Here is an 18925-nt window from a genome sequence, read left to right on the forward strand (position 1 = left end):
TCACCTCAACTCCATATGCTTTGCACGAAGCTGACCGCAAGCGGCAGCAATATCATGTCCCTGTTCACGACGAATGGTTACATTAACACCCTGTTCCGAGAGAATCTTCTGAAAATTGAAAATGTCGCTTCTCGATGTTCTTACGTATTTGCGTTCAGGTACATGGTTAACCGGAATCAGATTCACGTGGCACAACATGTTCTTAAGCACACTTGCCAGTTCTGCTGCATGCTCTGGCTGGTCGTTTACCCCACCAATAAGTGCATACTCGAACGTAATTCTCCGACCTGTTTTGGCCAGATAATAACGAAGGGACTCCATCACGTCTTCAAAAGGAAAACGACGGTTAACCGGCATCAATTTCGAACGCAGTGCATCATTTGGTGCATGGATCGAAATGGCGAGGTTAATCTGTGTATCTTCATCTGCAAACTTGTAGATGTTCGGAACGATTCCGCTCGTGGATACCGTGATGTGACGCTGACCGATGTTCAGCCCTTTTTCATGAATCATAATGCGCAGGAAAGTCATCGTAGCTTCATAGTTTTCAAAAGGTTCACCCGAACCCATGATTACGATGCTGCTGACACGCTCGTTGCGTTCATCCAGAATTTTCTGAGCCTGCACAACCTGGGCAACAATCTCCCCAGCCGTAAGGTTACGCTTGAGACCACCCAATGTGGATGCACAGAACGTACAACCAATACGACAACCAACCTGTGTGGTTACACAGATGCTGTTCCCGTAGTTATGCTTCATGATTACTGTCTCAATGGCATGATCATCATGAAGACCAAAGAGGAATTTAACCGTTCCATCTTTGGATTCAAACTTGGTAATTTCCTTAAGCGTTACAAATTCAAATTGCTCTGTCAGTTTTTCACGCAATGGCTTGGACAGATTGGTCATTTCACTGAAATCATTCACGCGTTTTACATAAATCCAGTCAAAGATTTGGCCACCGCGAAACGCCGGCTCCCCATTCTCAACAGCCCATTGCTGCAGTTGTTCCAGAGAATAATCATATATAAAAGGTTTCATTTTGTTGTCAACACCTATTCCTTCTTTTCTTTTCGTTGGCTTCCTTCTTTTCGTTCCATTCGTCCTATTCTATCACAAAGACCACGTTACATCCATGTATACCCTTGATATCGGTACTTCATGCATTATAACATCTCAATGCCGCCATCGCACCCTGTCACCACATTCTCTGACAATTATATCGAAGTCTCATCACAAAGAAATCCGCCGAAGTTCCCCTCGGCGGTCATACTTCCGTGCTCTATTAAACTGTTATTCCGCTGTTTTTGTCAACCGTGCGATGAAAAATCCGTCGCTGTGAGCGTATTGTGGCAAAATCTGAATACCACCGTTCACAACCTTCAAGTTCGCTATCTCCGATTCAGACCAGACGAATGCTTCTGCTGGGCTGTATTCCGGATGTCGATTCAAGAAGTCTGCAACCATATCCTCATTCTCAGCAGGCTCAATCGTACACGTGCTATACACCAGAATACCACCTGGTTTTAACAACGGCGCAACCTGATCAAGCAATTCACGTTGCAAGCCTGCGATATCTTCGATATCTTTTACGGTTTTGGTCCATTTCACATCAGGCTTGCGGCGAATAACACCCAGACCTGAACATGGTGCATCCAGCAAAATGCGGTCAAACGACGCTTCCGGGTACCGTTCATTCAGGTCTAGCGCATCTCCAGTTACAGCATCGATACAAGTCAGACCGAGACGCTCCGCCTGATCCAGGATCAGCTGGCGCTTGTGAGCATGTACATCATTCGCGACAATACGACCGCGATCCTGCATTTTCTCCGCCATGTGAGCTGTTTTACCACCTGGAGCTGCGCAGCAATCCAATACAAGTTGGTCTACTTCTGGCGCAACTGCTTCAGCGACAAGCATGGAACTTTCGTCCTGTACAGAGAACAACCCGTCCCGATACCAGGACGTTAGAGCCATGGTTCCGCCACTACGTACAAGAATTCCATCGGAACTCAGCTGAGAAGCTTCAACGACTGCACCTGTACTGGTCATCTCATGCATCAGTTTCTCCCGTGTGGTCATTGTTGTGTTGACCCGGACACTCACCGCTGGCGGCTCATTATTCGCACGACAGATCGCTTCCGCTGTCTCTTCGCCGTACTGGGCAATCCAGCGTTCAACCATCCATAACGGGTGGGAATGCTCCAGTGAAATACGTTCTGCAGCGGGCAGATGTTCTGGAATACGAAGTTCATCCCGATTGCGGATCATATTGCGGAGCACTCCATTCACCATACCCGAGATTCCCTGATGGCCCAGTTTCTTCGCCAGATTAACCGCTTCGCTCACCACGGCATGCTCCGGAATACGATCCAGGTATATCATCTGATAGACGCTGATTCGCAGCAGGCTACGAACCCATGGTTGCAGTTTGGATACTCCTTTGGCGACGTAACGTTCCAGAAAATAATCAAGTGTATTCAATCTGGCGATTGTTCCATACACCAATTCGGTAGCTAGTCCAGCATCTGCGGGGCTTAAATCCGCCTCTTTCAGACGGCGGTTCAACTCCAGATTACTGTATGCTCCATCTTGCTCAACAGCACTCAGAACCTTGACTGCCAATGTACGAGCAGATGTTTTGGGTTGCTGGGAGCGCGATGCACCACCCGATTTACCCGAATTCGGACGACGGTTTCCTTCACGTCCGGATGAATTCCCATTAGCTTTCTGGCCTTTTCCTGACGAACGACCTGGTATGTTCCCGCTCATCGCAGCACCGTTCCAGTTTTCAGTGTACCACCGCGAGCAAAGTCAGCGGCCTGCATCACCTTTTTACCTGCTGGCTGCACTTCAGTCAACCAGAGAGACCCATTGCCTGTGCGGACTTCAATCCCTGCCTTGTTCAATTGCAGCACCGTTCCCGGCACTGCTTGTCCAGCATCCGAAGAAGTTGCCAGGTCCACCTGATCGGGATTAGCCGCAGCCCAGACTTTGAAGACCTGATCATCCCACATCGTAAATGCACCGGAGAACGGCACAAGACCACGAATCTGATTGAACAGTTCACGTGAAGTACGACTCCAGTCCATTTTCTCGTCATCCCGAGTCAGATTGCGAGCATATGAAGCCTCGGCATCATCCTGAGGGACCGCTGTTGTCTCGCCTGCAATCAATCGTGGCATTTCTGCCTGAAGCAGTTTGGAACCAGCCTCACTTAATTTATCAAACATCGATCCTGATGTATCTTCATCCGTAATTGGCAGTTCCACACGCGAGATCATATCTCCGGTGTCCAGGCCTTCAGCCATATACATCAATGTGACTCCTGTCACGGATTCCCCGTTAATAATGGAACGTTGAATCGGTGCTCCTCCCCGATATTTCGGTAAAAGAGAGCCATGCACGTTCACACAACCGCGAACAGGCATATCCAGCACGGCTTTGGGCAGAATCTGTCCAAAGGCCGCGGTTACGATCAGATCCGGCTTCCATTCAGCCAAGCGGGCTACCGCTTCCGGATCACGCAATTTAACAGGTTGAAACACCGGCAGACCGTGGCGTTCTGCCGCGGCCTTAACCGGTGTTGGCGTAAGTACTTTTTTGCGTCCCTGTGGTTTATCAGGCTGAGTCACCACACCCACCACATTGTACCCCTCTGCAATCAGCATATCGAGAGAAGGAACTGCAAATTCAGGTGTTCCCATAAAAACAATATTCAAATCGATCACTCCTTAATTACGACGCGGTCCCGTTTGGTCGGCTGCAATTTCGTACACTTTCTCGGCGACATCCGTAAAGAGTACGCCATCCAGATGATCAATCTCATGCTGGAATGCACGGGACAGCAAGCCACTACCCGTAATAATCAGCTCTTTACCTTCACGATCCAGACCTTTAACTGTAACGGTCTCGAAACGGCGAACATCACCATTAATTCCAGGGATACTCAGACAACCTTCCGGTCCAAATTGTTCTCCCTCACTTGCAATGATCTCCGGGTTAATCATCTTGATCAGCCCTTGCTCATCACCTGCGTCGATAACAATCAGACGTTTCAAAATACCAACCTGTGGCGCAGCAAGACCCACACCTTCCGCATCGTACATGGTATCAGCCATATCATCCAGCAATTTTTGTACATTTGGTGTAATTTTGGTTACTTCTTTGGCTCTCTTGTGGAGCACCTCATCTGGTTCTTGCACAATAATGCGAATCGACATGTTGTAAGCACCTTCCTAATCCTCATCATAATTTCAGGACGATATCTGTATTTTTGGGGTATTCATTTTAATCTATGTTTATACCGCTTGTTTACATCCGCATTGCTGCAAAATGCTTACATTAACATTTGCGGGTCTACATCCAGACTAATAAGCAATTTTTGCGCCTGAACATCATCGTCCATGCGCCGGGCCGTAGCCAGAGCAAGTCCTATGGCGTCTACATCCCCCCGCCATTTTATCATACATTGGAATCTGTATCTATTCTTGATACGAGGAATCGGAGACGCTACCGGCCCTAGTACATCAAAGGCATCATTGCTGAATCGATCCAGACTGCCGAGCCATCCGGCTGCATTAGCCTTCTCTTTCAGTATCCGCGTGTAGTTCTCGGCAAGACGAATCAATACCGGAAGCTGCTCATGCGAAAAGGTCACCAGAATCAGGCGACAGTATGGCGGATATTGCAAATTGCGACGATGCAGCAATTCCTCACGTACAAACGACACATAGTCATGCTGACTCGCATGCCCGATTGAGTAGTGTTCCGGCGTATAGGACTGAACAAACACTTCACCAGGCAATTGGTGCCGGCCCGCTCGGCCAGCTACCTGTGTTAATAACTGAAACGTTTTTTCCGCAGCACGGAAATCAGGTAAATTCAACGCTGAGTCCGCTGTTATCACGCCAACCAGGGTTACATCCGGGAAATCAAGACCCTTCGCAACCATCTGGGTGCCCAGCAATACATCCGCCTTTTTCTCACGAAACTGCTTCAGTAGCTTCTCGTGAGCCCCTTTTTCCGTTGTTGTATCCACATCCATCCGAATGACCCGAATACCCGGGAAGAGCTTGGCAAGCTCTTCCTCGACTCGCTGTGTACCTGTACCAAAGTATCGAATATGCTCACTTCCACAGTCCGGACACACTTCCGGAGCCGCTTCCGCATACCCGCAGTAATGACAACGGAGATTATTCGAGCGCTGATGATACGTCAATGAAATATCACATTCAGGACAACCTGCCACATATCCACAACTTCGGCACATAACAAAGGTCGAATAACCACGGCGATTCAGCAGAAGCACCGTCTGTTCACCACGTTCCAAGCGTTCCTCCAGCCCTTTGTGCAAAGCCCTGCTGAACATGGAGCGGTTTCCATCCTTCAACTCTTCACGCATATCAACGATCCGCACTTCAGGCAGCTTGTTACCCAGTGCCCGCGTTGGCATCTCCAGCAAGAGTGGTGCAAAATCATCATTACTCTGCGAGCGTGCTGCATAATAACTTTCCAGCGAAGGTGTCGCTGAACCAAGAACAACCACCGCCTGATGCTGCTGTGCTCTTTTTACCGCTACATCACGAGCATGATATTTCGGAGTTTCCTCCTGTTTGTAGGAAGTCTCGTGTTCTTCATCCATAATGATCAACCCAAGCCGACTGAATGGAGCAAATACAGCTGAACGTGCTCCAATTGCAACCTTCACCTGACCCTCACGAATCTTGCGCCATTCATCATAACGTTCACCGCCAGACAGACGACTGTGCATAACAGCAACTTGGTCTCCAAATCGCCCTTTAAAACGTTCTACCATCTGTGGTGTGAGCGCAATCTCGGGCACCAGTACGATAGCCTGCCGATCCTGTTCGATGCATTGTTGAATGGTTTGAAGATAGACTTCCGTCTTGCCACTTCCCGTAACACCATGTAACAAAAACACCCCATGGCGTTGTTCCTGCAATCGGCCATTGATATTGTCGTAGACAAGTTTTTGCTCATCGGTCAGAACCAGCGGTTCAGTCGCTTTGAACGTCCTGCCCTGATAAGGGTCACGGAAGACCTCAACGTCCTCGGTGACAATCAATCCCTTTTCCTCAAGCCCTTTAATCGTTGCGGCCGATACCTGTAGTGTAGATAACACTTCTTTCATCGGCATGGGCAGCAGTTCTTTCATTTCCAGCAAAAAAGTCAGAATCTCCTTCTGCCGCTGTGCTTTCGCCGGGAATGAAGCAAGTGCTTCCTGAGCAGCAGCAATATCTACAGCCAGATCAACGGACTTCATCGTTTTTTTATTTAACTTGTCCTTGATGGCCTGACTTTCCAGCAGCACGCCACCAAGCAATAATTTCTTAATTAGTGCAGCATGATTGGGATATTTTCGACTCAGTTGTTGCAGCGGTACCTGACCCCGACTTTTGACAAAACGGATGATATCCTGCTGTACTTTCTCGGTCGTAGACTCTTCTCCCCAAACAAATAACACCTCATCATCCGGTTGTGCACCCGCCATCTGTCCATCAAGTGCATCTCCCAGCGAGATGTATCGCTCTGCTTTCCCTTTCAATGCCGTCGGCACCATGACCTGCAATGACAAAATCCGGTTACTGGCATAACGTCCACTCATCCATTCGGCCAACTCAACCAAATCCTTTGACAACGGGGGAACAATGTCCAGTAACTCCTGAATCTGCTTAAGTTTGAATGTTTCCTCTCCGGTACGCGGCACAAGATCAATCACGAATCCCTGCACCGTCCGATGACCAAAAGGCACACCCACCCGGCTGCCAATCTCGATCCATTCTCTCATCGATTCAGGTACCAGGTAATCAAACGGCCGGTCTGTTTCCTTCACGGGAACATCGACTATGACCTTGGCAATCTCCATATCCTAATTCCTCCCGGCAATGCGCTCCGCCGCAATCCGGAGCAACCGATGAGCCACATCGTCCTTGGCTATCACTGGAAGCTCCTCCACCAAACCTTCCCGGTCATAGATATGTACCGCGTTGGTGTCTGTTCCAAATCCTGCACCCGTGCGGGTTACATCATTGGCTACGATCAGATCACAGTTTTTCCGTTCCAATTTCTCACGTGCATACATCTCAACTGACTGAGTCTCCGCAGCAAAACCAATCAAAAACTGATGGGTTTTCTGTTTGCCCAGTGTTTCAAGAATATCTATATTTTTAACAAGTTCGAGCGACAACGTGTCGCCTTTCTTCTTGATCTTCTCGGTGTAAACTTCCTTTGGACGATAATCGGCAACTGCCGCCGCCTTAACCACGATATCAGCATCGTCCCACTCGCGTGTTACCGCTTCATACATATCCTGTGCAGACTGTACAGGGATCAACTCCACGTTCTCCGGTGGCTTGGATTGGGTACTGCCCATAACCAATTTCACATCTGCCCCCAGATCACGCGCAGCTGCGGCTATGGCAAATCCCATTTTGCCAGATGAATCGTTCGTAATGTATCGTACTGGGTCAATGCGCTCAATCGTACCTCCAGCCGTAACGACAACCTTCTTGCCTTGTAACAATGAAGCTTGTCCCTGCCGACTAATGTCTGCAGATTCTTGCTGTTCAAAGAAACGTTCTACCACATCCACAATGCTCTCCGGTTCTTCCAGACGTCCCTTGCCCACATATCCACACGCAAGCAAACCTTCACCCGGTTCAATCATCATGGCGCCCCGTTCAACAAGCAGGTTCATATTATGCTTTACAGCTGGATGATCATACATATGTACATTCATCGCTGGTGCAATCATGACAGGGGCTGTCGTGGCAAGCAACGTCGTTGAGAGCATATCATCTGCCATGCCATGCGCCATCTTGGCAATCACATTCGCTGTAGCCGGAGCAACCAGAACAAGATCAGCCAGATCGGCCAGATGAATATGAGATACGACTGCTGGCTCACGCTCATCAAATGTATCGGTATATACGGTGTTTCGGGTCAACGTTTGCAGCGTCAATTCGGTAATAAACTGTGTAGCGGAAGCTGTCATAATCACATGAACATCCGCTCCCTTTTGCACCAGTCTGCTGCATAATGTTGCCGCTTTGTAAGCGGCTATGCCGCCAGTCACACCAAGCACGATTTTTTTACCGTTCAACATGTTTATTTCCCCCGATATTTATACGACGTCTAGGGCGCGTCTGAAAACTCCGAAGGAAGCAGATTTTCCCGAATTTTCGTTCCAAGCAAGGAAGTTTTCCGCAGGCGTGCCGGGGCACGTCAAGGGAAAGTGACGCAGCAGGGGGCGAAAAGGCGGTAAAAGATGCACTTCAGCGAGTTTTGAGACACGTCCTAAGTAAGATTCCGTTAAAATATGCTTATTCGTAAAAAAATAACAACCTCGCGGTTGTCAATTAATCCGGCTTACGCCGTATGCAGTTGAAGAGCAGCCGCAGGCGGCTTACTCTTCTTCTTCGTCCTGTCCTTTGATGACAACGAGCAGGTCTCCATAGATTTCTTCCAGTGCAACGCCAACTTGTTTATGGGATCTCGCACCTCTTAAATCCGTTTTTTCACCTTCACGTAGCTGTCTAGCCCGGCGGGAAGCAGCAACAACAAGGGAATACTTGCTGTCGACTTTGTTCATCATTTCATCAATAGAAGGATACAGCATATTAACAAACACCTCTTCGCATTAGTATAATCGCAAGTTGCCGCCTGACAGAACTGATGTGGCATGTCTTCACACCCGGGCATTCCGAGAAGGAGTGCTTCAGTATATGATATGACAACTGCCCCACTTATATCGCATTCTGCAGCGGCAAAAGGGATTATTTATTGATCTTACAATGTTCGGCGATTATGATGCTTTCTATTCTCTTGCACGCCAAATCAATTTCATCATTAACAACAGCGTAATCATACTGCTCCAGCAGACTGATCTCATCAACCGCCACGGACATCCGGTGATCAATGGTCGCTTGGCTTTCGGTACCACGGCCCTGAATGCGATCTTTCAGCTCGTCCAATGAAGGAGGAAGCAGGAAAACAAAGATGCCTTCCGGGAATTTCTCTTTCACTTTTAACGCGCCTTGAACCTCAATCTCCAGAATGATGTCGCGGCCTTCGTTAATCGTTTTCTCCACAAAATCACGCGGTGTTCCGTAATAATTACCAACATACTCCGCATGTTCCAACAATTGATCTTCAGCAATCATGTTCTGGAACTCTTCATGACTTCTGAAGAAATAGTTCACACCATGTTCTTCACCAAGACGAGGCTGACGGGTTGTTGCCGATACGGAATAGATCAATTCCGGCACCCGTTTGCGCAAAGCGCTGCATACAGTACCCTTCCCGACCCCAGATGGGCCGGACAACACTACCAGTAATCCCTTAGACATATTACACTCCATTTTATTCGTCGTTATCATCATCTTTCGAAGAAAGACGATGGGCGACCGTCTCAGGCTGAACTGCAGACAAAATGACATGATCGCTATCCGTAATAATTACGGCACGAGTACGTCTTCCGTACGTTGCATCAATCAGCATGTGACGATCTCTTGCCTCTTGTATAATTCTCTTGATCGGCGCCGATTCCGGACTCACGATGGATATAATCCGGTTCGCCGATACGATGTTACCGAATCCAATGTTAATGAGTTTGATTGCCATAATCAGGTTCTTCCCCCTATACATGCGACTCTTTTGCCGAAATGTGGCCGTTCATTCGATATTCGCAGCTTGCTCACGAATCTTCTCCAGCTCCGCCTTCATCTCGACAACACGATTCACCAGAGCCAAATGGTTGGCTTTTGATCCAATCGTATTGACTTCCCGATTCATCTCTTGAATTAGAAAGTCCAACTTACGACCTACGGGCTCATCACTCTTCAGCAGTTCCCTGCTCTGTCCAAAGTGACTCTGTAGACGCGTAAGCTCCTCTTCTATGTTAGAACGATCGGCAAACATTGCAATTTCCATACCCAATTTATGCTCATCAAAAGGGAAAGAGCCTTCTTCCTGCATTTCCGTAAGCCTTTGTCTTAGCTTGTTGCGATAATCACTTACCACAGTCGGTGCAAGATCAAGCATTTCGGTATGCAGTGACTCCAGACGGGTAATCCGCCGTTCCAGATCACTGGCCAGATGAAGACCCTCGCGAGCGCGCATCTGTTCAAGGCTGGACAGAGCCTCTTTCAATCCTTCCTGCAGAACTCGCTCCCATTCGTCCTTCTGCTCTTCGGGAATGGAACTTGTCCCATCCGAATGAACCATGACGTCCGGCAGCCCAAGCATATCCACAATACTTGGTTTGCCCTGCAATCCATATTGGGTCTCCAGTTGCTCTGCAGCCTGCAGATAGGCCCTGACCGTCTGTTCATTCAGAACAGCGGGAAGAGCCTGGTCTTCCTCTTTTTCTTTCATTACATAAACATCAATCCGCCCACGTTTCAAACGACTCTGTACGATCTTCCTCAAACCGTCTTCATAATACGTCCACTCTCTTGGCAGACGCATCATCACTTCGCAATAACGATGATTAACAGATTTGATCTCTAATTGTACCTTATAGCCGCCAAAATGAAAGGCGGATTGACCGTATCCGGTCATACTGAATGACATCGGCATCACATCCGTTTTACTATTGTAATTGATTATTAGGGTTGAAACAAGTAGGACATTGATGCTCCGACTTCTCCCATACGTATTGAGTCAGTTCGGCCGTCATGCCGTAGAACATAAACGGTGTCATGAGATAGATGCCTTTGAAATGCGCTGTTGCTACGTCCAGCAGTTCTTTGGCAATTTTTACTCCCATCGCACGGCCTTCTTCGCCTTCCAGACCGGCCATACGGGAACGCACTTCATCCGAGAGCTGAATTCCGGGAACCTCGTTGTGCAGATACTCTGCATTCCGTCCACTCGCCAGCGGCATTACACCTACAAAAATGGGCACATCCAGATGTTTGGTCGCTTCGTGCATCGCTACAATCAACTCAGGATCATAGATCGGTTGTGTCATGATGTAATCAGCGCCAGAGGCAATTTTCTTCTCCAGACGTTGTACAGCTTTCTCCAAATATTTCACATTAGGATTAAATGCCGCTCCAATTACAAAACCAGCTCTTTGCTTCAGCGGTTTACCTGAGAAAGCCACTCCATCGTTCAACTGTTTGATCATGCGTATGATTTCAAAAGAAGTCAGATCGTATACCGAGCTTGAACCCGGCAGATCACCAAATCTTGCAGGATCTCCTGTAACAGCCAATACATGATTAATGCCCAGAGCATCAAAACCCATCATGTGGGACTGTGTTCCAATTAGGTTCCGGTCACGGCAGGCAATGTGCACAAGTGGACGAAGGCCCGTGCGATCCTGAACGAGGTGACCCAGCGCCATGTTGCTCATGCGTGTAACCGCGAGTGAATTATCGGCCAGTGTCAGGGCATCGGCTCCGGCTGCTTTTAATGTCTCGGCACCTTTCATGAACTTGGCAATGTCCAAGTCCCGCGGCGGGTCAAGTTCAACAATAACGGTGTGACGATGCTTGACCAGGTCAACGATCGTAGGCTGTCCGCCACGTCCGGAACGCTCATCCACATTTTCATGCAACACAATACGCGGTTTGGATTCTGACGGATCAGGCTCCAGAATAGGCGAAGGCACATAGTCAGCAAGCGCCTCTTTCATAGCGGTGATATGATCAGGTGTCGTACCACAGCAACCACCGATAATACGAGCGCCCAGTTCAGCAAATTGCACTGCCGTCTGACCAAAGTACTCCGGAGTCGCACCATAACGGAACTCACCATCTACATAATCTGCTGCACCCGCGTTCGGGTAGACGGACATTGGAATACCAATTCGTCCCGAGACGGTTTCCATGGCACGCATAATCCCGTTTGGACCTGAGCGACAGTTAAAACCAATGACATCCGCGCCCTGCTCCCGCATAATCCGGAAGGCTTCAGGCATTGTATATCCGTCCAGTGTGTGTCCTACATCCTCTACCGCGAACTGTCCAATTACGGGCAGATCACTTAGCTTGCGCGCTTGCAAAAGGGCAATATCCATTTCCTCGATATCATAGAAGGTCTCAAGCAAAATGCCATCCACGCCTTCATCTAGCAGTGCAGAGATCTGTTGTTGATAAAAGCGTTTCAGTTCACTCGTTGACACGTTCGTCCGCTTGCCACCTCGAATGGAACCAACTGCACCAAGCACATAACCGGTATCTCCAGCTACCTCTTTGGCGATGCGTACGCCGGCACGGTTCACGTCCTCCACCTTGGACTCCAGACCGAACTTGGACAACTTGTCGTAATTGGCAGAATACGTATTTGTTTCAAATATTTCTGTACCTGCATCCCGATAACGGCGATGTACATCCGCCACTACTTCAGGTGAAATCAAGTTTAATTCTTCATATGAAATCCCCACCGGGAACCCCATTTGGTACAGAAATGTTCCCATGGCCCCATCTCCAACGAGAACCCGTTCCTGCATAACTTTGCGCAAATCCGCCTTCATCCCATTTCCCCCCGCCTAGCTGTGATCATTTACATACTAATGTAACACAAAAAACGCTAAAAAACGAAGAAAAACACAGGTTTTTGATGAGTATCCAGCTCATATGGACTTTCTTGCCATACAGCCCCCAATATGTCTCTGTACAGGAGACACGACCTATCCTTTTTGACAAAAAAAGAGGCCCGCAGGCCCCTTTGGTTAAACCTTTCACTTTTTATGAAGTGATTCCTTTAAAAACAACTTCAGCAGGTCCAGTCATGTACACATGATTGTCAGCTTCATTCCACTCAATGTGGAGATCCCCACCCTTGAGGCTGATGACTGCTGTACGATCTGTATGTCCATTCAGGACAGAGGATACCAGTGTCGCACAAGCTCCGGTTCCACAAGCTAGTGTTGGACCCGCTCCGCGTTCCCATACACGCATGTCCACATATCCACGGTCACGAACTGTGGCGAATTCCACATTGATTTTTTTTGGGAACATCGGATGCACTTCAAGAAGTGGTCCCCAAGTCGTGAGGTCAAAATTCACAGCGTCATCTACATAGATAACCGCATGCGGGTTACCCATGGATACGGCAGTGAATTTGAACGCATGTCCATTCGCTTCAATGTAGTGATCAACCACTGGGTTGGCATCCACCGTTGTAGGCACTTGAAGACCGTTCAGGATCGGCTCACCCATGTCGACACGTACCGTTTCCACTTTACCATCACGAATGTTGAGACTCACAGGTTGTACCCCTGCACCAATCGTTTCAATGGTGATCTGCTCCTGGCTCACGTGACCATGATCGTATACGTATTTGGATACACAGCGAATGGCATTACCGCACTGTTCTGCTTCCGAACCGTCCGAATTCATGATACGCATCTGAAAGTCCGCCTTCTCCGAAGGCAGTATATAAACCAGACCGTCCGCACCGATGCCAAAGAAACGGTTGCACCATTTCACAGCCAACTCTGCCGCATCTGCCGGAAGCTCCTTTTCACCAAATACAACGATAAAATCGTTACCAAGTCCATGCATTTTCGTAAATTCCATAATCTTGCCCACTCCTTTTGGCAGTCTGCTGCCAAAGCTATATTCTTGCTCTTCTACAGGATTACCATAGAAATTCATATTCAACATTTACAGAAAAAAGCTATCCTGCAAAATGCCAAAGCTTCCGCTTTGAATCATTTTGAGGATAGCATACCGAAATAGGTAAGAAAAAGGTATTGATTTTATGCTGAAAACTTTGTACTTTTCGGTACGAAGCGGCCAGTACCACCCATACGGCGGCGGTTACGACGACCACCCCAGACGCTGCCTGCGCCCATAAGGAACGTTGGAATGCCTGCAGCAACGATACAGAGCGCCCATTCACGCAATCCCAGAGGTACGGTTTTGAAGATCGGCTGCAATGGTTCAACGTACATGACAACCAGCATCAGTACAACCGATGAAATCACCGCAAGAACCAGATATTTGTTCTGTAAAGGATTCCGATGGAAGATGGACCGCGAACTACGGCAATCAAAGACATGAATAAGCTGCGCCAAAACGAGTGTAGCAAAAGCCACAGACTGTGCCTTGATCAGTTGACCCGGATTATCCGGCGCAGCCTGAAGGGTAAGCCAGAACGCTCCGAGTGTGCATAATCCAATCAAAACACCACGACTGACGATTTTCCAACCCAGTCTGCGGGCAAAAATGTTTTCCTTGGCGCCACGGGGTTTGTGTTCCATCAAATCTTTCTCAGGCTGATCTACCCCCAGTGCCATTGCAGGCAAACCATCCGTAACGAGGTTAACCCACAGAATCTGAATAGGCACGAGTGGCAGCGGCAGGCCCATCATCATTGCAAAGAACATTGTCAATATTTCGCCCACGTTTGATGCCAGCAAATAACGGATAAACTTGCGAATGTTCTCATAAATATTACGGCCTTCTTCAATGGCAGCCACAATGGTTGAAAAGTTATCATCACTCAGAATCAGCGCCGAAGCTTCCTTCGTGACATCTGTACCCGTAATGCCCATCGCGATCCCGATGTCTGCCGCTTTAATAGCTGGAGCATCATTGACTCCATCACCCGTCATGGCGACGACATGCCCTTTGCGCTGTAACGATTTTACGATCCGAAGCTTGTGTTCAGGACTTACCCTTGAGAAAACATATATGCCCTCTACCTGTTTATCCAGTTGATCGTCTGTCATGCCTGCCAGCTGCTGACCACTTAAGGAGGCACCTCCACGAGGAAGAATCCCGAGTTGATGAGCAATGGCTTCTGCCGTTGTTCCATGATCACCTGTGATCATGACAGTTCGTATCCCCGCCTTGCGGCATGTGGCAATCGCATCTCGCACTTCACGACGCGGCGGATCAATCATACCTGCAAGTCCTACGAAAACTAGCTGACTTTCGGCGGCGTGTTCGTCAGCCACTTTTTCTTCCGGCCGCACTTCACGGTAGGCCATTCCGAGGACACGTAGTGCTGCTCCGGCCATGCTCTCATTTGCTGCCATTACTTTCTGTCGCAGTGTTCCAGTGAAAGGTACAACCTTGCCTTCCCACAAAATATAACTACAGTGTCCGATCAACACATCCGGTGCACCTTTGGTATAGATCATTCGGCCCCCCTGATGATGAACCAGGACCGACATGCGTTTTCGCTCCGAATCAAACGGGAATTCCTGCTGGCGGGCATACAACTCTTTGAGTCCGGCAGGAGTAAGCCCCATTTTGGAGGCCAGTGTGACGAGTGCCCCTTCCGTCGGATCGCCTTTCAGCTCCCAGAATACATTATCTCGTTGAACGGTTTCTTCTTGGAGGTCACCTTTTTTTGTGTTTTTCTTGCTTTCCTTTTTGGTATCCTTGCCCTTTTTCTTGCTCCCCACCTCGCTTGCAGCACTTTCCACAATACTCGCATTGTTGCAAAGCGCGCTGATCTGAAGCATTCTGCGCAGGGACTGGTCGCTCTTCAGTTCCACCGTACGACCGTTCTCCAGCATCTGCCCTTCAGGTGCATAACCATCCCCGGTAACCTTGATGTTACGTCCCTCCAACCACACATCCGTTACCGTCATCTTGTTCTGGGTGAGCGTGCCAGTCTTATCCGAACAGATTACGGATGCACAGCCCAGAGTTTCGACAGAAGGCAGTTTGCGTACAATGGCTTTACGTTTGATCATACGCTGCACGCCTAGTGCGAGTGCAATGGTTACAATGGCCGGCAGGCCCTCCGGTATGGCAGCCACCGCGAGGCTGACCCCTGCCAGAAACATGCCAACGGCTGGTTGTCCGTGCAATATACCTGCGACGACAACCATAACAGTTAATCCCAATGCGACAAAAATCAGAATTTTGCCCAGTTGTTCCAGCCTGTGCTGTAACGGTGTTTCCTGCTCCTCCGTATTCTGGATCAGATCGGCGATTTTGCCCATCTCCGTCTCCATCCCCGTACGGATAACCACACCTTTGGCTGTACCACGAGTGACCATGGTACCCATAAAACCAATATTCTTCTGATCACCCAGCGGAACGTCCTCGTCCGCAATCGGAAGGCAATGTTTGCTTACAGGAACCGATTCCCCGGTAAGTGCCGACTCCTCGACATCCAGACTGTTCGTTTGCAGCCAGCGCACATCAGCGGGTATGCGGTCCCCACTCTCCACCATAATAATATCCCCGGGGACAAGTTGTTTGGCGGCAAGGTGTACTTCCTGGCCTGAACGAAGCACTTTGGCAAGAGGTGCAGACAACTGTTTCAATGCACGAAGAGATCGTTCAGCCCGGAATTCCTGTACAAACCCCAGAATTGCATTCAGTACGATAATAGCCACAATCGTTACCGCATCCAGATACTCACCCAGTAATCCGGATACCAACGTTGCTCCCATCAACACCAGCACCATAAAATCCTTGAACTGATTCAAGAGCAATGTAATTGGAGAAATGCGTTTCCCCTCGCTCAGCTCATTCGAACCGACCACTTTCCTCTTCTCTGCTACAGCTTCATCCGTCAATCCTTCCTGCGGGCTGACGCCAAGAGTGTTACGAAGCTCTTCATCACTAAGTTGATGCCACTTGGTATGTTCCATGCTTCAAGTTTCCCTCCCAGTCTGTATTTCATCTGCAAAATAAGCTCACATGACTCACCGGCGCGCTGGTCGACAGGCTGTACACTATGCCGGACAAACTACCTGCTCTATATGTATTCGGACAGGTCTGTGATTAGCACCCGGAAGGTGAATCCTTTCCCTGATGGACAGAATAGGCTAAAATAAAAGTCTGCGATGTTCTGCGCAGTACCAATTCCAGCGTTAAACAGGCAAGCAACGAAGAATCTGTAGCCAGTCCTTGTTTTTTTACATACCTGGTTGCACGTTTCAGTTATATAGATGAAGCATTTGGCATGATAAATGCAGATGCTCGATAGAGAGAGGAAGTGGAAAAAATGGCATTGGACGGCATCGTAACACGGGCCATTGTTCATGAAATGCAAGGCTGCATTGGTGGACGTATCAGCAAAATCCATCAGCCGAATGGCCATGACGTAGTTCTCACCCTGCGTGCTCAGCGCGGAAATAGTAAATTGCTTGTTTCGGCAAGCCCAACCTATCCTCGTGTGCATTATACGGAAAAGACATTTCTTAACCCTACGGAAGCACCCATGTTCTGCATGTTGCTCCGTAAGCACTGTGAAGGTGCAATCATTGAGGAGATCCGTCAGATTGGCATGGAGCGTATTATCCACATCAATGTGCGCCAGCGCGACGAACTGGGGGATGTTTCGGTTAAACGGATCATCATTGAATTGATGGGGCGTCACAGTAATATTATTTTGCTTGATCCCGTTACAGGAACGATTCTGGATGGCATTCATCATGTGACTCCGTCCATCAGTAGCTACCGGGTAATCATGCCTGGATTCGCGTATACTGCCCCACCCGAGCAACATAAAAGTAATCCGCTCGAAGTGAGTCGTACAGCATTCGAGGACAGCTATCATGCCGCTGAAGAAGATGCATCACGCTGGCTTGTGAACTCCTTTAGCGGTCTTAGCCCGTTAATTGCGGGAGAGATTGCTACTCGTGGAATTGCTGCTGAAGGCACCCTGAGCACTCCAGCTGTGGTTGAGGGTGAAAGCCGAGTTGAGGCTGGTGCACTCTGGAACGCTTTTGAAGCCGTGATGGGACCTGTCAGAGATCATATCTACACACCTGTAACCGGAATGAACGCCAAAGGCAAAATGATTTTCTCAGCCGTTCATCTTCAGAGCATTCAGGATTTGGAGAAAACCTATGACACGATGAGCAAGTGCATGGAAGATTATTACGGAGATAAGGCTGAACGAGACACGGTTAAACAGAGAGTAAGTGATCTGCTCCGTTTTCTGCAGAATGAGCGAAGCAAAAACATCAAAAAGCTGGACAACCTGAACAAGGATCTGCTGGAAGCGGACGATGCGGACAAGTTCAGACTATGGGGTGAGTTGCTGTTTGCCTCCCTGCATCAGGTCCACAAAGGGGACAAGAGCGTGGAGCTTGTGAACTTCTACGATGAAGACCAAGCCAACATTACCATTCAGCTTGATCCACTGCTTACACCATCTGACAACGCACAACGTTATTTCAAGCGGTATAACAAATACAAGAACAGTCTGGCTGTCATTCATGAGCAGCTTGGCAAAACCAAAGACGAGATTGACTACCTCGATAACCTGTTACAGCAGCTCTCCATTGCATCGATGAACGATATTGAGGAAATACGGGACGAGCTTGTACAGCAAGGATACCTTCGTGACCGTAATAAAAAGGGTAAAAAGAAGAAGAAAAGTGACCGTCCAACCGTACACCAGTTCACCTCCTCGGAGGGAATTGATATTCTTGTGGGCAAAAACAACCTGCAGAATGAGTACGTGACCAACCGTCTCGCTTCTTCCAACGACACCTGGTTGCATACCAAAGACATTCCAGGTTCACATGTCGTTATTCGCAGTACGGACTTTGGTGAAGCTACATTGGAAGAAGCAGCACAGCTTGCTGCCTACTTCAGCCAAGCCAAGGAGTCCAGCAGTGTACCTGTGGATTACACGTTTATCCGTCATGTGCGCAAACCAAGTGGTGCGAAGCCTGGTTTTGTGATCTATGATCATCAGAAGACGTTGTTTGTCACGCCAAATGATGAATTGATCAAAAGTCTGCCATCCACCATTAAAAATGGATAGTAAGTTGAACTAAAGATTATTTACACTGACACTACGATGACAGAACAACCTTCCAATCGCTGTTATCCCCAGATTTTTTCGATCCCTTTTCTCAAGGGAAAATCCGGTGATAAAGGCGCACGCTTCGCTTTTTCAGGTTTTTTCTGTCCTCTCCGTTATCGTGTAAATGATTAGTTCAACTTATATAGATGTAACAGTAACA

The 18925-nt window shown here is 48.5% G+C and carries 14 protein-coding genes; 1 reads left to right on the plus strand and 13 read right to left on the minus strand.

Features of this window, described 5'->3' with window-relative positions; translation table 11 throughout:
- The 13 genes from rlmN to MHI48_RS20690 all read right to left on the minus strand — a co-directional run bounded on the left by rlmN (position 1) and on the right by MHI48_RS20690 (position 16594).
- Positions 1-1041 (minus strand): 23S rRNA (adenine(2503)-C(2))-methyltransferase RlmN, encoded by a 1041-nt coding sequence (gene rlmN, locus MHI48_RS20630; protein ID WP_017687452.1) that lies wholly within the window; start codon positions 1039-1041, stop codon positions 1-3.
- 252 nt (positions 1042-1293) lie between these two features.
- The gene (gene rsmB / locus MHI48_RS20635; RefSeq protein WP_405141630.1) at positions 1294-2772 is read right to left on the minus strand and encodes a 16S rRNA (cytosine(967)-C(5))-methyltransferase RsmB; all 1479 of its coding nucleotides are present in this window, start codon (positions 2770-2772) and stop codon (positions 1294-1296) included.
- Positions 2769-3722, minus strand: coding sequence for a methionyl-tRNA formyltransferase (gene fmt / locus MHI48_RS20640; protein ID WP_405141632.1), 954 nt, complete (start codon positions 3720-3722; stop codon positions 2769-2771). The genes rsmB and fmt overlap by 4 nt, the downstream gene beginning before the upstream one ends.
- Positions 3723-3734: 12 nt before the next feature.
- Positions 3735-4223, minus strand: a complete 489-nt coding sequence (def, locus tag MHI48_RS20645) for a peptide deformylase (protein WP_017687449.1) — start codon at positions 4221-4223, stop codon at positions 3735-3737.
- Positions 4224-4339: 116 nt separating this feature from the next.
- The gene (priA, locus tag MHI48_RS20650; RefSeq protein ID WP_036614614.1) at positions 4340-6889 is read right to left on the minus strand and encodes a primosomal protein N'; all 2550 of its coding nucleotides are present in this window, start codon (positions 6887-6889) and stop codon (positions 4340-4342) included.
- 3 nt (positions 6890-6892) lie between these two features.
- On the minus strand, positions 6893-8128 hold the full coding sequence (gene coaBC / locus MHI48_RS20655; protein WP_405141634.1) for a bifunctional phosphopantothenoylcysteine decarboxylase/phosphopantothenate--cysteine ligase CoaBC: 1236 nt from the start codon (positions 8126-8128) through the stop codon (positions 6893-6895).
- Between the two features lie 300 nt (positions 8129-8428).
- Entirely contained in the window at positions 8429-8641 is a 213-nt protein-coding gene (gene rpoZ, locus MHI48_RS20660) for a DNA-directed RNA polymerase subunit omega (protein WP_036614619.1), read from the minus strand.
- A gap of 157 nt (positions 8642-8798) precedes the next feature.
- A complete protein-coding gene (gene gmk / locus MHI48_RS20665) occupies positions 8799-9371 on the minus strand; it encodes a guanylate kinase (RefSeq protein WP_017687445.1) in 573 nt (190 codons plus the stop codon).
- A gap of 13 nt (positions 9372-9384) precedes the next feature.
- Positions 9385-9645 (minus strand): extracellular matrix/biofilm regulator RemA, encoded by a 261-nt coding sequence (gene remA / locus MHI48_RS20670; protein WP_006209218.1) that lies wholly within the window; start codon positions 9643-9645, stop codon positions 9385-9387.
- Positions 9646-9696: 51 nt separating this feature from the next.
- Complete coding sequence (locus MHI48_RS20675; protein WP_036614623.1) at positions 9697-10596, minus strand: YicC/YloC family endoribonuclease; 900 nt, start codon at positions 10594-10596, stop codon at positions 9697-9699.
- Between the two features lie 19 nt (positions 10597-10615).
- Positions 10616-12505, minus strand: coding sequence for a bifunctional homocysteine S-methyltransferase/methylenetetrahydrofolate reductase (locus MHI48_RS20680; protein WP_076328030.1), 1890 nt, complete (start codon positions 12503-12505; stop codon positions 10616-10618).
- Between the two features lie 214 nt (positions 12506-12719).
- Complete coding sequence (gene dapF, locus MHI48_RS20685; protein ID WP_076251213.1) at positions 12720-13553, minus strand: diaminopimelate epimerase; 834 nt, start codon at positions 13551-13553, stop codon at positions 12720-12722.
- Between the two features lie 182 nt (positions 13554-13735).
- A complete protein-coding gene (locus MHI48_RS20690; RefSeq protein WP_076328031.1) occupies positions 13736-16594 on the minus strand; it encodes a calcium-translocating P-type ATPase, SERCA-type in 2859 nt (952 codons plus the stop codon).
- 356 nt (positions 16595-16950) lie between these two features.
- On the opposite strand from MHI48_RS20690, the gene MHI48_RS20695 reads away from it, so the two are divergent.
- On the plus strand, positions 16951-18723 hold the full coding sequence (locus tag MHI48_RS20695) for an NFACT family protein (RefSeq protein ID WP_405141638.1): 1773 nt from the start codon (positions 16951-16953) through the stop codon (positions 18721-18723).
- Positions 18724-18925: the final 202 nt, after the last annotated feature.

This window comes from Paenibacillus sp. FSL H7-0942 (genome assembly GCF_045040715.1).
GTDB classification, from domain to species: Bacteria; Bacillota; Bacilli; order Paenibacillales; family Paenibacillaceae; genus Paenibacillus; species Paenibacillus amylolyticus.

Excerpts from the sequence above, each read along its gene's own strand:
- gmk (WP_017687445.1), bottom strand. The coding sequence starts at position 9,371 with ATGTCTAAGGGATTACTGGTAGTGTTGTCCGGCCCATCTGGGGTCGGG.
- MHI48_RS20680 (WP_076328030.1), bottom strand. The coding sequence starts at position 12,505 with ATGAAGGCGGATTTGCGCAAAGTTATGCAGGAACGGGTTCTCGTTGGA.
- coaBC (WP_405141634.1), bottom strand. The coding sequence starts at position 8,128 with ATGTTGAACGGTAAAAAAATCGTGCTTGGTGTGACTGGCGGCATAGCC.
- MHI48_RS20695 (WP_405141638.1), top strand. The coding sequence starts at position 16,951 with ATGGCATTGGACGGCATCGTAACACGGGCCATTGTTCATGAAATGCAA.
- MHI48_RS20690 (WP_076328031.1), bottom strand. The coding sequence starts at position 16,594 with ATGGAACATACCAAGTGGCATCAACTTAGTGATGAAGAGCTTCGTAAC.
- rlmN (WP_017687452.1), bottom strand. The coding sequence starts at position 1,041 with ATGAAACCTTTTATATATGATTATTCTCTGGAACAACTGCAGCAATGG.
- def (WP_017687449.1), bottom strand. The coding sequence starts at position 4,223 with ATGTCGATTCGCATTATTGTGCAAGAACCAGATGAGGTGCTCCACAAG.
- rsmB (WP_405141630.1), bottom strand. The coding sequence starts at position 2,772 with ATGAGCGGGAACATACCAGGTCGTTCGTCAGGAAAAGGCCAGAAAGCT.
- dapF (WP_076251213.1), bottom strand. The coding sequence starts at position 13,553 with ATGGAATTTACGAAAATGCATGGACTTGGTAACGATTTTATCGTTGTA.
- rpoZ (WP_036614619.1), bottom strand. The coding sequence starts at position 8,641 with ATGCTGTATCCTTCTATTGATGAAATGATGAACAAAGTCGACAGCAAG.
- remA (WP_006209218.1), bottom strand. The coding sequence starts at position 9,645 with ATGGCAATCAAACTCATTAACATTGGATTCGGTAACATCGTATCGGCG.
- MHI48_RS20675 (WP_036614623.1), bottom strand. The coding sequence starts at position 10,596 with ATGTCATTCAGTATGACCGGATACGGTCAATCCGCCTTTCATTTTGGC.
- priA (WP_036614614.1), bottom strand. The coding sequence starts at position 6,889 with ATGGAGATTGCCAAGGTCATAGTCGATGTTCCCGTGAAGGAAACAGAC.